This window comes from Yimella radicis (assembly GCF_054778255.1).
On the sequence record NZ_BAAGZR010000024.1, the window covers coordinates 62,507 to 74,882 of the forward strand.

Consider the following 12,376-nt stretch of genomic DNA (forward strand, 5'->3'; position numbering starts at 1 on the left):
CTAATGTGTCAAGGATCACATTCATCAGGTGAACAAACATGCTCTTTGTCACTGCGCGTCAGTGCTGTGATGAGGTCGACTAGGCGACTATCGCAACTGCAATAGATTTGATGAGACTTCCTGATCGGGGGATTGCGGCCACCTCTGGTGGATCCATCGGACTCGCTAGCGAAATATCGGGTGTCCGGTAGAGATGCGCATACAGTCCTCGCATGGACCCGATCCGTAACCCGTACGCGCCCGGCGCCGGCCAACGTCCGCCCGAGCTCGCCGGTCGTGACGAGCAACTCGACCAGTTCAAGGTGGTGCTCCAGCGCATCGCGCGCGGTCGTCCGGAGCGGTCGATCGTGCTCACCGGACTGCGCGGTGTCGGAAAAACGGTGTTGCTCAACGCACTTCGCTCCGAGGCGGTGCGGGCGAAGTGGGGCACCGGCAAGTTCGAGGCTCGGCCCGACCAACGGCTGCGCCGACCGATTTCGAGTGCGCTGCATCAGGCGGTCCGCGAACTGGGACACCCACAGAGCGAGGACGTCGACCACGTCCTGGGCGTCATCAAGGCCTTCGCCCAGCGCGACGCGGCACCCAACGCGAAGCTGCGGGACAAGTGGAGCCCGGGCATCGACGCGCCGGCCGTGAGTGGGCGCGCCGACTCCGGCGATATCGAGATCGATCTGGTCGAACTGCTCTCGGACGCAGGCGGATTGGCTGCCGACATGGGACGCGGTATTGGCATCTTCATCGACGAGATGCAGGACCTGCACCCCGAGGACATCTCTGCATTGTGCGCGGCGTGCCACGAGATCAGCCAGTCCGGTCTGCCGGTCATCGTCGTCGGCGCCGGCCTGCCGCACCTGCCGGCAGTGCTGTCGGCGTCCAAGTCTTACTCCGAGCGGTTGTTCCGTTACGCACGGATCGATCGCCTTCCCCGCGAGGCGGCCGACCGTGCACTCCAGGGTCCGGCGCAGGACGAGGACGCCGAGTTCGAGCAGGGCGCTCTCGATGCGATGTACGAGGTGACCGGCGGCTATCCGTACTTCATCCAGGCGTACGGCCAGGTGGTGTGGGAGTTGGCCCCCAAGTCGCCGATCACCGCGTCCGATGTGGCCGTTGCTGCCCCACAGGCCGAGGCCGACCTCGCCGTCGGATTCTTCGGTTCACGCTACGAACGTGCGACGCCGGGGGAGCGGGAGTACCTACGCGCGATGGCGGAGGCCGGCGGCCGACTGCCCGATTCGGAGAAGGACGAGGTCGGCTCGGTGCTCACGTCCGATGTCGCCGACGTCCTCGGCCGCAAACCCCAATCGCTTTCTCCGGCAAGGGATGCGCTGCTGAAGAAGGGGCTGGTCTACTCCAACGAACGCGGACGTGTCGCGTTCACCGTCCCGCACTTCGGCAAGTACCTGCGCAGCGTGAGCTGAGACCAAACCAAATCGGCGTGAGTTTCTGCCCTTCGCCAGGGACGGCCAAGGGCAGAAACTCACGCCGATTCGACAGACGCTTGATCGGCAGGGTCCGGCGAACCAGTGCCGAACCGGGGGAGTGACGTCCAGCCTGCCCGGATCCGTTCCGTAATGGCGATGAAGTCCGGACAAATTACATCGATGTAGTTTTATCCACAGGTGTGAACAACGCTGTGGATGAAGCGGATTCGCGGTGCAGACAGCGGTGCCCACGAACCGAGGTCCGTGGGCACCGTGCGTGGAACGACCAGGTCAGCCGGCGTCGGGCGCGACGAAATCCGGCAGCTTCTGGTCGAAGAGCCGCGCGAAGCCCAATGACGGCATCACGTTGGACCGCGGCTTGGTCGCCAGAGCGAGGTCGGACGCCCAGTTCGCAGCGCGCAGACGCTGGTTCGGGGTGCCGTGGTGGCCGTCGGAGGTGAACTGGCAGTCGCCGACGTTGTAGAACGCCATAGCGTCCTGCACGACGAGGTGCTTGTTCAGCGCTTGACCCTTCTTGTGGGTCATGAAGTACGAGCCGTAGCCGTCGGCCATCAACTCGGTGCGTCGGGTCGCCTCCGGTCCGGTCAGCGGTGAGTCGAACAGGTTGTTCTCGTACTGCACGTGGTGTCCGAACTCGTGCGCGAGGATCGAGCGGGGCGCGGTGCGGCCCAGGCCGATCGCTGCCATGCCGGCGAAAACGCCGTCGCCCATCACGATGCGGTCGGGGATGCCGAGCTGCTCATTCGCAGGCGCACCGTCCTCGGTGTACGCGAACGCGTTGAAGGTGAAGATGGGGTGGTCGCCGCCCTTCAGTGCCGGGTCGGCGGCGAACAGGATCGGGTAGAGCGCGGCGATCGCGTCGCCGGTGGCGGGCGAGACGCCGAAGGCCAACTGCACGGTAAGCGACACCTGCTTCTGGTCGGTGAACGACGCCGCGCCGTGCATCGGCATCAGCGAGATGTCGTCGCTCTTGATGTCCCAGAAGCTGCGCAGGTCGCGCATCGTGCGGTTCATCTCGTTGGTGTACTCGCCGTTGTAGCCGAACCGGTCGCCCTTGCTGGCCTGACCGAAGATCAGCGTGCGGTACGCCGGGATGTCGAGCGCACCGAGCCGGTTGAGCGCGATCAAGTTCGGCATGTTCACGTTCGCGAGCTGACCGTCGAGCCAGCCGGTCACCGGGGTGTCGGCACACTCGTACCGGGACGGGTCGATCGCGCCGGGTGCTCAGCTCAGCTTCGAGGGCCACCACACCTTCGGACCGACGATGCTCCACAGCGCGGGGATCACGACCGTGCGCACCAGGAAGGTGTCGAGCAGGATACCCAGGCCGACCACGATGCCGAGCTGGGTGAGCACGATGAGTGGCAGCACCCCGAGCACCGCGAACACTGCGGCGAGCACGACGCCCGCACTGGTGATCACCGCACCGGTTGCCGATACGGCACGCACCATCGACTCCCTGGTGCCGTGGTTCGCGTTCTCCTCGCGCGCACGGATCACCAGGAAGATCGTGTAGTCGACACCGAGTGCCACCAGGAACAGGAACGCGAACAGTGGGACGCCGTCGTCCAGCGCCGGGAATCCCGCGACATTGGTGCTGATCCAGCTGCCGAGACCGATCGCTGCGATAGCGCTGAGCACCGTCGACAACATCAGCAGGACGGGTGCCACGAGCGCTCGCAGCAGCACCACCAGCACGATGAACACGACCAGCAGGATCAGCGGGACGATCAGCTTCAGGTCACGTTCGGCACCGGTCGACTGGTCGAGCGCTTCGGCGTCCGGACCGCCGACCATCGCCTCGGCCTGCGGAACACCCTTCAGCGCACCCCGGATCCCGCGGATGCTGCCGGTGGCTCCGTCCGTGCCGGGAGGCGCATCCAGCACCACCGTCCAGGACGAGAGTCCCGCCTCGGAGCGACCGCTCGGACGTACCGAGCGGACTCCGTCGACGCCCTGAACACGCTGCTGAACCTGCTGCGCTGCAGCGGTTTTCGCAACGATCCGGGTGGGGTTCGCCTCACCGGCGGGGTAGTGCTTCGCCATCGTCTCGACCCCGTCGGCGGACTCGGCCGCGACACGGAACTGCTCGGTCTGCGACAGGCCGACTTTGACGCCGACCAGTCCGGCGGCGCAGATCAGCAGGACGAGCACGCCCGCTCCGCCGTACATCCACGGTTTGCTCGAGACGCCGTCGGCGAGGCGGTGCCAGATGCCTTCCTTCTCGTCCTTGTGGTCGCCCGGCTTCGGAACGAACGGCCAGAACAGCTTGCGTCCGCACAGCGCGAGGGCCGGTGGCAGCATCAGCATCACGAACACGAGGGCGACCAGCAGGCCGAAGGCAGCACTCAGACCTAGGACGCGGTTGCTGGGCAGGATCGCGAACAACAAGGCACCCAGGGCCAGCACGACGGTGAGGTTGGAGGCCAGGATCGCCGGACCGGCATGCCGGACGGCGGTGCGCAGGGCGACTCGGTGGTCGGTCTCGTGACGCAGTTCCTCGCGGTATCGCGAGACGAGCAGCAACGCGTAGTTCGTGCCCGCTCCGAACACCAGGACGCTGGTGATGCCGGACGTCGAGCCGTCGCTGACCAGTCCGAACGCTTCGACGACACGGCCGGAGACGATGGATGCGACCCGGTCGGCGAGCGCGACCACGATCAGCGGCACCAGCCACAGGATCGGGGAACGGTAGGTGATCAGCAGCAGCACGGCGACGACGAGCGCGGTGATCAGGATGAGCCGAAGGTCAGCTCCGGCGAATGCGTTGGCGGTGTCGGCGCCGAAGCCCGGGCCGCCGGTGAACTCCATCTTCAGTGCCTGGGGCAGACCGGAATTGGCGGCCTCACGCACCTCCTTGACCGAGTCGACCAGGGGGAAACCGGTGACCGAGCCGTCGAACGGGACGAAGGCGATCGCGGCCTTGCCGTCCGGCGAAGGCACGACCGGCGGGCCCGAGGATGGTGCGTTCTTGACCGCGTCCCCCCGGTCGACGGCGAGCATCCGCTCGCGCATCTGGCCGATCGCGGAGAGGTCCTGGGGGGAGAGCTCGGCGCCGTCCTCGCGGGTCACGACGGCGACGCCTTGGGACAGTTCACCACCGGGAAAGCTCTTCAGGGTTTCGCGAACCTTGGCCGACTCCGCGCCGGCAGGCAGCGACACCGGGGCACTCGAACTCGAGGTAGCGCCCATCGCGAAGGCGAGACCCGCCAGCAGAACGGCCAGGATCAGGGCCCACCAGGACCGACGACCGGAAAGTGCGGAGGCGATGCGATCCAAGAGGGGTCCCATCGCGCGATTCTTTCACGATGCAAGTATTTGGCGGCGACGGGTGTTCAAGGTCGGACGCCCTCGACGCCGGACGTGCGGGTCGCGGGTCGCCGGACCGAAAACCCCCCACCGGCAGATTCGCGACCAGTACGTTGAACGGATGGGACACCAGGACATCAGTTACGACCAGGGGGACGACGAGCGCGGCGAGTCACCCGGCGAGCGGCTCGATCGCAACTGGAACGAACTGCTGCAGGAACTGCGTGTCACCCAGACCGGCATCCAGATCCTGTTCGCCTTCTTGCTGACCCTCCCGTTCCAGGCGCGGTTCGACATCCTGCAGGGGCAGCAGATCCATCTCTACGTCGCGATCGTCGGCCTGATCACGGCGTCCACGTTCTGCATCATCAGCCCCGTCGTCATCCACCGCATCCTGTTCCGGCGCCGGGCGAAGGATGAACTCCTCAAGGCCGCGAACAAGCTCACGATGGCCGGCCTGATGATGCTCGGGCTCGCGCTGGTGTGTGCGACCGCATTGATCGTCGACGTAGTGATCGGCCGCACAGCCGGCTACATCGCGGCCGTGCTGTGCGTCCTGCTGGTCATCGCGTTGTGGGTGGTGCTGCCACGATTCCTGTTGCGCCGCAGCGACGGCCAGTACGAGTGAGGTGATTCAGGCGCGGAAGCCGGCCAGGTCGACAGTCGCCCAGTGACCGGTGAATTGATGTGCATGTCGGGCCCCCGCCCCCTTGAACCTGAACCCTGATCACTGCGCTGGAGGCTCGGTCGATCCGCGCAGTTGGGCCGACGGTGATCACGCTGTGATTACGGCTGTCCCCGGCGCAAACGGTTACTCTCGATGAATGAGCCGATTCCCGGACGTCCCTGTCACCGACCTTCCCGACGATGCGGTGTTCCTCGACATCCGTGAACAGCACGAGTGGGACGCCGGGCACGCACCCAACGCCGTCCACATCCCGCTCGGTGAGTTGTCCCAGAACCTCGACCACATCCGCGACCTCGCCGGCGACCGCCAGCTGATCGTCACCTGCAAGGGCGGCGGACGCGTCCGGCGCACCTTGCCCTCGCTCGCCGAGTTCGGTCTCGATGTCGCCAACCTCGAGGGCGGCATGAAGGCCTGGCATGAGGCGGGCAAGCCGATGGTCTCCTCGGACGGATCGGAACCCACCGTCGCCTGAGCGGGGTGTTGCTCAGAGCGTTCCTGGACCGCCTGACCCGCTGAGCCCATGCGAATGCGCGCGTTCCAGCGGGACCTTGAACGCAATCGCGGGCACAATCCGGTGTGGTTCAGCTGTCGCTGGACCGCTTCCAGATGTTGATGCCCGAATCGACCGCGTGTTTGTCGATCGCGCTCAGCTCCTTGTCGGTGAACTCGAGGTTGTCGAGTGCCCCGAGGCTGTCCTCCAACTGCCGGACGCTGGACGCACCGATCAGCGCCGAGGTGACCCGCGGGTCGCGCAGCACCCACGAGAGTGCCATCTGAGCGAGGGTCTGGCCACGCTTGCCGGCGATGCGGTTCAGCGCCCGGATGTTCTTCAGCGTCTCTTCCGACAGCATCTTCTCGCCGAGTGACTTGCCCTGCGCTGCACGGGAATTGGCGGGCACTCCCTTGAGGTACTTGTCGGTGAGCATGCCCTGGGCCAGCGGGGAGAACGCGATGCAGCCTGTGCCAGTCTCCTCCAGCACGTGCAACAGGTCGTCCTCGACCCAGCGGTTCAGCATCGAGTACGAGGGCTGGTGGATCAGCAGTGGCGTCCCCATCGACTGCAGGATCTTGACCGCTTCACGCGTCCGCTGCCCGCTGTAGGAGGAGATGCCGACGTACAGCGCCTTGCCCGACCGGACGATCGAGTCCAGCGCGCCCATCGTCTCTTCCAGCGGCGTGGTGTCGTCGAACCGGTGGCTGTAGAAGATGTCGACGTACTCGACGCCCATGCGCTTCAGCGACTGGTCGAGTGAGGAGATCAGGTACTTCCGGCTGCCGCCGCCCTGGCCGTAGGGCCCGGGCCACATGTCGTACCCGGCCTTGCTGGACAGGATCAGTTCGTCGCGGTAGCGCTTGAAGTCCTGGGCGAAGATCGTGCCGAAATTGCGTTCGGCGCTGCCGTGCGGGGGCCGTAGTTGTTCGCCAGGTCGAAGTGCGTCACTCCGAGATCGAAGGCCCGGCGCAGGATCGCGCGCTGGTTGTCGAGCGTGAAGTCGTCGCCGAAGTTGTGCCACAGACCGAGCGAGATGGCCGGCAGGTCGAGGCCGCTGCGTCCGCATCGGCGGTAGGTCATCGAGTCGTAGCGACTGCGCAAGGCTTGGTAATCGTCCGCGTGCATCGTCATTGCTCCATCCTGCTCTTCGCCTAGGCTCGAATGCATGACTGCACCCGATTTCTTCAAGCAGGCGTGAGCGCGCGGATGTTCGTGGCGGTGGTGCCGCCGGAACCGATCAAGGAAGAACTCAGCGAGTTTCTCGCGCCCCGCGACGGCATGCCGTGGATCGACCCCGAGCAGTGGCACCTCACGCTCGCGTTCCTTCCGCAAGTGGCGCAGCACAGGGTCGACGATCTGGTCGAGGCGCTGGAACGCACTGCCGCCAAACACGAGTCCTTCGAGCTGTCACTGGCCGGAGCGGGCGCCTTCCCGGACGAGTTCACCGCCAAGGTGCTGTGGCTGGCACCTGCTGCCGACATGAGTCGCCTCGCCGCCGGCGTCCGCAACGCGTGCAACAGCGCCGGTGCGACCCCGGACGGTCAGCGCTTCGTCGGACACCTCACGATCGCACGGCTGAAGCGATCACTGGACGCCCGCAAGTGGCTGCAGGTGCTCGACACCTTCCGGTCCGCGCCGTGGCTGGTCGAGGAGGTCGAACTGGTGCACTCCCACCTGCGGGAAGGCCAGTCGGGCAGGCCGCGCTACGAGACGGCCGCGTCCGTTGCGCTCGGCAGCGCGTAGTCCCATTGCCGCCATGCCTCGTACACAGCGATCGCTGCGGTGTTGCTGAGGTTCAAGGATCGGCGTCCCGGCATCATCGGCACTCGCACCTGCGCGGTGATGCGTGAGTGCGACAGGACCTCCTCGGGCAGGCCGTCGGCCTCTCGTCCGAACAGCAGCACATCACCGGTCTGGTAAGCGATCGAGCTGAAGACGGTGTCGCCGCGTCCGGTGTAGGCAAAAACCCGAGCGCCGGGCAGATGCGACCAGAGGGCATCCAAGTCGGGATGGACGGTGACGGTCGCCAGGTCGTGATAGTCCAGACCGGCGCGGCGCAACCGGGCCGACTCCATCGAGAAGCCCAGCGGCTCGATCAGGTGCAGATGCACCGGCGTGCACGCAGACAGGCGAATCGCGTTTCCGGTGTTGGGCGGGATCTGCGGCTCGAAGAAGGCGACGTGCAACATGCTCGTGAGTCTGACGCACCGAATGCTTCATCGGCGAATTGGATATGGCGACTCCCCAGAATTGCGCGTCATCGCGTGACTGGACGACTGTCCAAAGCGGGCGCTCGACGATCCACTGAAGAAGGTAAAGATATCCAATAGAGAAGGTAAAGACTTTTTACAGAACGCTCGTCCGATCCAAAAAAAAGGCGGATCTGGCTAGCTTGGTGGCATGAACCAGGACTACATCTTCCACCGGCGACTGCAGATGTCGGTCAGCGATGTCGTCGTTGCATGGACTGACCCCCGCGTCATGAGTGAGTGGTTCTGGCCCCACATCGACGGCGTCAGCTACGACCTTCCGCGCCGCGGACGCGGTGACGCCTACCGCATCTCCAGTGCGTCCACCGGTGTCACGATCTCCGGCACCTGCCTGCACTGGGATCAGCACGGTTTCGACCTGACCTGGCGCGTCGACGGTGCCGACTTCGTCCAGGAGGGCCTCGACACGCTGTCGGTACGACTGCTGCCCATCGAGGGCAAAGGGTGCGAGCTCGTGCTCACCTACGCCGTCAACAGCAACATCGCGCCGCACCTGACCCGCATGTGGGACCCGACCCTCGACCGGCTCGCGGCGCTGCAGATCAGGACCAAGCGGGTCGCCTGATCACTGCATGCTGATCACTGCGTGGGCCCGGCCTTGCTGAGCTCCTTCTCCTCGGCCTTCTTGCGCGAAGCGATCAGAGATGCGACGACGGTGATCACGAGGACGCCGACGATCACGCCGAGCGAGACCGGTGTGGTGAGTTCGATGACGTCCACTGGCTTGCCGTCGTTGATGAACCCGAGCGAGTTCTTGTGCAGTGCGTGAAGGAGCAACTTCACGCCGATGAAGCCGAGGATGACGGCCAGGCCGTAGCTGAGGTAGATCAGGCGGTCGAGCAGTTCGTCGATCAGGAAGTACAGCTGCCGCAGACCGAGCAGGGAGAACGCCGTCGCGGTGAACACGATGTACGGCACCTCGGTCAGACCGTAGATCGCCGGGATCGCGTCGAGGGCGAACAGGATGTCGGTGCCGCCGATGACGATCATCACCAGCAGCATCGGGGTCATGACCCGCCTGCCGTCGATCCGGGTGAACAACTTGTCGCCGTCGTACTCATCGGACGCCTTGAAGAACTTCTTGGCGATCCGGCTGACGATGTTGTCGGCGGAGTGCTCCTGCTCGCCTTCGGGCTTGAGCATGTGGCCGGCGGTGACCAACAGGACGAGGCCGAAGAAGTAGAACGTCCAGCTGAACGTGCTGATCATCGCGGCGCCGACGAAGACGAAGGCGGCACGGGCCACCAATGCGATCGCGATACCGACGAGCAACACCTTCTGCTGGTAGGCCCGTGGCACCTTGAAGCTGGCCATGATCACCAGGAACACGAACAGGTTGTCGACGCTCAGTGCCTTCTCGGTGATGTAGCCCGCGAAGTAGTCGCCGCCGTGGCCGCTGCCTGCGAAGTACCAGAGGCCGACGCCGAACAGCAGGGCGACGCCGACGTACAGCGCCGACCAGGTGGCGGATTCCTTCAGCGTCGGCTCGTGTGCTTTGCGGACGTGGAAGAAGAAGTCGAACAGCAGCAGACCGATGATGCCGGTGATGGTCAGGGTCCAGACGAGCGGGGTGACGTTCAAGCGGGGTCCTTGTTCGGGGGTGGGCCTCGGGTGACGGTTGTGGTTTCAACGTCCCGGACGCGCAGCATTCTCCCCGATGTGAGGTGGCCGGCGTCACACGGCCCGGCACGCACTGACCTTCGTAATGCTGCGAATCCTCAGTCGGTGAAGACCTGCAGCTCCTCGATCGAGTAGCCGTAGTTCGTCGCGCGCTCGGTGGCGTGCACCCGGATGTACCGTGCCGCCGGCATGGTCTTGCCCGGTTCGTTGAACACATGGACGTCCAGTGCGCCGGTAAATTGTCGACAGGTGGTCAGACGCGTTCGGCCAGACCTGCGACGGCCGCGTCCATGGTCTCTTCCACAACGATGTCCTTCAGCGTCGCCTCGTGGACGAAGTCGTTCGCGACCATCGCCTGCAACACTTCGAGCATCGGCTGCCAGAAGCCGCCGGTGTCCAGGAAGCCCACCGGCTTGTCGTGATAGCCGAGCGTGCGCCAGGTCCAGACCTCGAAGATCTCCTCGAGGGTGCCCAGCCCACCGGGCAGGCAGAGGAACGCGTCTGCATGGTCCGCCATCAAGGCCTTGCGCTCATGCATGGTCTGGACGACGTCGAGTCGGGTGAGGTCGTGCCGACCCCATTCGCGGTCGATCATCGACTGCGGGATGACGCCGATCACTTCGCCACCGGCGTCCAGTGCGCCACTGGAGACTGCGCCCATGAGACCGCTGCCCCCACCGCCGTACACCAGGCCGATGTCGTTGCGGGCCAGCCAGTTCCCGGCGTCGTATGCAGCCTTCGTCAGCGAGTCGTCGATCCCGGGTCGGGATGCGCAGAACACGGCGATGCGTCGCAGCGGTGAAGTCATCCGGCGATTGTTCCAGGCGCCGGTTGCTGGTCGGGGACGGCGAACAGCGCGATGCGGCAGTTTTTGGCCGACCTCCCTGGTCTGGCCCGGGATCATCGCGCACACGGCGAAACCGAAGAGGGGAAGATCGGCCCAGGTGGGTGCCAGGCCCGTCTGCGTGACGGGTATCACGCGGTAAAAATCCAGTACAGGTGGCGGGTAGTACTACTAGGAGTAGTATCGGACTCGGCGACACGGGGACCACCTGTGTCCGGACCCGGGAATTTCAGGAGTACGCCCAGTGGATGCGCTTGATCTGGCGAGATGGCAGTTCGCCATCACGACCGTCTACCACTTCTTCTTCGTGCCGATCACGATCGGCATGTCCGCCGTTGTCGCCGGCTTCCACACCGCGTGGTTGCGCACCCGCAACCCGGAGTGGCTGCGCTTGGCGAAGTTCTTCGGCAAGCTGTTCACGATCAACTTCGCGCTCGGCCTGGTCACCGGCATCGTCCAGGAGTTCCAGTTCGGGATGAACTGGTCGGCCTACAGCCGGTTCGTCGGAGACATCTTCGGCGCCCCGCTCGCGTTCGAGGCGTTGCTGGCCTTCTTCCTGGAGTCGACCTTCCTCGGCCTGTGGATCTTCGGTTGGGGGCGCATACCCGAGAAGCTGCACGTGATGTGCATCTGGCTGGTGCACATCGGCACCGTCCTGTCGGCCTACTTCATCCTGGCCGCGAACTCGTTCATGCAGAACCCGGTCGGGTTCAAGTACAACGAGTTGAAGAACCGCGCAGAACTCACCGACTTCGTCGCCGTCCTCACCAACAAGGTGCAACTGGTCACCTTCCCGCACGTCGTGTCCGCCGCCTACATGACCGGTGGCGCGATGGTCATGGGAGTCGGTCTGTGGAAGTTGATGAAGGGACGCGCGGAAGCCGACCGCGGCATGTACCGCAAGAGCGCCCGCGTGGGTGCCTGGGTGACCCTGGTCGCCAGCGTCGCGATGCTCATCTCCGGCGATATCCAGGGCAAGATCATGACCGACGTCCAGCCGATGAAGATGGCTGCCGCCGAGGCGCTGTACGACACCGAGCAGCCGGCGAGCTTCTCGGTGTTCACCATCGGATCTCTGGACGGCAGCAAGGAGGAGTTCGCCGTCACCGTCCCCAAGGTGTTGTCGTTCCTGGCCACCGGTGACATGAACGGCGAGGTCGCCGGCATCAACGATCTGCGTCGTGAACTGCCGGCTGCCATCGCGGAGAAGAACAAGGAATACGGCGTCCCCGAGCACTACATCAGCCCCTCCAGCTACGTGCCGAACATCCCCGGCTCCTACTGGTCCTTCCGGTTCATGATCGGCCTGGGCATGGCGGCGACGGCCGGCGCAGCGCTGGTGCTGTGGAAGACCCGCAAGGGCGGTACTCCGACGAGCAAGCTGTTCATCTGGATCGCGGTGCTGACCCCGTTCGCGCCGGTGTTCGCCAACAGCTTCGGCTGGATCTTCACCGAGATCGGTCGTCAACCGTGGTTGGTCTACGGCGTCATGACCACCGAGACGGGTCTGTCCACGGCCGCCTCGACCGCCGACGTCGCGATCTCGCTGATCGTCTACACCCTGCTGTACGCGGTGCTCGCCGTGATCGAGGTGAAGCTCTTCCTCGACTACATCAAGAAGGGGGCCGAGCCCTTCGAAGAACCCAAGATGCTCGAGGACGACGACCAGTTGGCGTTCGCCTACTGACCGCCGGACATTCGCGAAAAGGA

General features: G+C 65.0%; 11 protein-coding genes and 2 pseudogenes. 6 read left to right on the plus strand and 7 right to left on the minus strand.

All coding sequences use genetic code 11. The features are described 5' to 3' along the window. The first annotated feature begins 212 nt into the window (after positions 1-212). Positions 213-1,418 carry an ATP-binding protein gene (locus ACYU8W_RS12575; RefSeq protein ID WP_239702662.1) on the plus strand — a complete coding sequence of 402 codons (1,206 nt, stop codon included), beginning with the start codon at positions 213-215 and terminating at the stop codon, positions 1,416-1,418. A 294-nt stretch (positions 1,419-1,712) separates the two neighbouring features. Here the strand turns inward: ACYU8W_RS12575 and ACYU8W_RS12580 are convergent, their stop codons facing one another. Continuing rightward, positions 1,713-2,618 carry a hypothetical protein gene (locus ACYU8W_RS12580; RefSeq protein WP_499469540.1) on the minus strand — a complete coding sequence of 302 codons (906 nt, stop codon included), beginning with the start codon at positions 2,616-2,618 and terminating at the stop codon, positions 1,713-1,715. Between the two features lie 48 nt (positions 2,619-2,666). Then, positions 2,667-4,733 carry an MMPL family transporter gene (locus ACYU8W_RS12585; protein ID WP_499469542.1) on the minus strand — a complete coding sequence of 689 codons (2,067 nt, stop codon included), beginning with the start codon at positions 4,731-4,733 and terminating at the stop codon, positions 2,667-2,669. A gap of 139 nt (positions 4,734-4,872) precedes the next feature. On the opposite strand from ACYU8W_RS12585, the gene ACYU8W_RS12590 reads away from it, so the two are divergent. Both ACYU8W_RS12590 and ACYU8W_RS12595 read left to right on the plus strand, forming a co-directional pair. Continuing rightward, positions 4,873-5,379 carry a DUF6328 family protein gene (locus ACYU8W_RS12590; protein WP_499469544.1) on the plus strand — a complete coding sequence of 169 codons (507 nt, stop codon included), beginning with the start codon at positions 4,873-4,875 and terminating at the stop codon, positions 5,377-5,379. Between the two features lie 196 nt (positions 5,380-5,575). Beyond that, positions 5,576-5,911 (plus strand): rhodanese-like domain-containing protein, encoded by a 336-nt coding sequence (locus ACYU8W_RS12595; protein WP_129624452.1) that lies wholly within the window; start codon positions 5,576-5,578, stop codon positions 5,909-5,911. A gap of 109 nt (positions 5,912-6,020) precedes the next feature. On the opposite strand, the pseudogene mgrA reads toward ACYU8W_RS12595, so the two are convergent. After that, positions 6,021-7,063: pseudogene (gene mgrA, locus ACYU8W_RS12600) on the minus strand (L-glyceraldehyde 3-phosphate reductase). 63 nt (positions 7,064-7,126) lie between these two features. On the opposite strand from mgrA, the gene thpR reads away from it, so the two are divergent. Beyond that, positions 7,127-7,675, plus strand: a complete 549-nt coding sequence (gene thpR / locus ACYU8W_RS12605) for an RNA 2',3'-cyclic phosphodiesterase (RefSeq protein ID WP_499469546.1) — start codon at positions 7,127-7,129, stop codon at positions 7,673-7,675. Here thpR and ACYU8W_RS12610 read toward each other — a convergent pair. After that, on the minus strand, positions 7,636-8,121 hold the full coding sequence (locus tag ACYU8W_RS12610) for a tRNA (cytidine(34)-2'-O)-methyltransferase (protein WP_499469548.1): 486 nt from the start codon (positions 8,119-8,121) through the stop codon (positions 7,636-7,638). The two genes, thpR and ACYU8W_RS12610, sit on opposite strands and share 40 nt — an antisense overlap. A gap of 211 nt (positions 8,122-8,332) precedes the next feature. Here ACYU8W_RS12610 and ACYU8W_RS12615 point away from each other — a divergent pair, with 211 nt between their 5' ends. After that, the gene (locus ACYU8W_RS12615; protein ID WP_499469550.1) at positions 8,333-8,767 is read left to right on the plus strand and encodes an SRPBCC domain-containing protein; all 435 of its coding nucleotides are present in this window, start codon (positions 8,333-8,335) and stop codon (positions 8,765-8,767) included. 50 nt (positions 8,768-8,817) lie between these two features. Here the strand turns inward: ACYU8W_RS12615 and ACYU8W_RS12620 are convergent. The 3 genes and pseudogenes from ACYU8W_RS12620 to ACYU8W_RS12630 form a co-directional block, all read right to left on the minus strand. Further along, positions 8,818-9,783, minus strand: a pseudogene (locus ACYU8W_RS12620) (TerC family protein); the annotation flags it as partial. 137 nt (positions 9,784-9,920) lie between these two features. After that, complete coding sequence (locus tag ACYU8W_RS12625; protein WP_246092293.1) at positions 9,921-10,037, minus strand: discoidin/SUN/FTP domain-containing protein; 117 nt, start codon at positions 10,035-10,037, stop codon at positions 9,921-9,923. A 38-nt stretch (positions 10,038-10,075) separates the two neighbouring features. Further along, positions 10,076-10,630, minus strand: a complete 555-nt coding sequence (locus ACYU8W_RS12630; RefSeq protein WP_499469553.1) for an LOG family protein — start codon at positions 10,628-10,630, stop codon at positions 10,076-10,078. A gap of 280 nt (positions 10,631-10,910) precedes the next feature. Here ACYU8W_RS12630 and ACYU8W_RS12635 point away from each other — a divergent pair, with 280 nt between their 5' ends. After that, a complete protein-coding gene (locus ACYU8W_RS12635; RefSeq protein ID WP_499469555.1) occupies positions 10,911-12,353 on the plus strand; it encodes a cytochrome ubiquinol oxidase subunit I in 1,443 nt (480 codons plus the stop codon). Positions 12,354-12,376 lie beyond the last annotated feature (23 nt).

Bases quoted from the DNA above. Each gene is read 5' to 3' on its own strand.
- ACYU8W_RS12585 (WP_499469542.1), bottom strand. From the start codon at position 4,733: ATGGGACCCCTCTTGGATCGCATCGCCTCCGCACTTTCCGGTCGTCGG.
- ACYU8W_RS12590 (WP_499469544.1), top strand. From the start codon at position 4,873: ATGGGACACCAGGACATCAGTTACGACCAGGGGGACGACGAGCGCGGC.
- ACYU8W_RS12595 (WP_129624452.1), top strand. From the start codon at position 5,576: ATGAGCCGATTCCCGGACGTCCCTGTCACCGACCTTCCCGACGATGCG.
- ACYU8W_RS12630 (WP_499469553.1), bottom strand. From the start codon at position 10,630: ATGACTTCACCGCTGCGACGCATCGCCGTGTTCTGCGCATCCCGACCC.
- ACYU8W_RS12615 (WP_499469550.1), top strand. From the start codon at position 8,333: ATGAACCAGGACTACATCTTCCACCGGCGACTGCAGATGTCGGTCAGC.
- ACYU8W_RS12575 (WP_239702662.1), top strand. From the start codon at position 213: ATGGACCCGATCCGTAACCCGTACGCGCCCGGCGCCGGCCAACGTCCG.
- ACYU8W_RS12610 (WP_499469548.1), bottom strand. From the start codon at position 8,121: ATGTTGCACGTCGCCTTCTTCGAGCCGCAGATCCCGCCCAACACCGGA.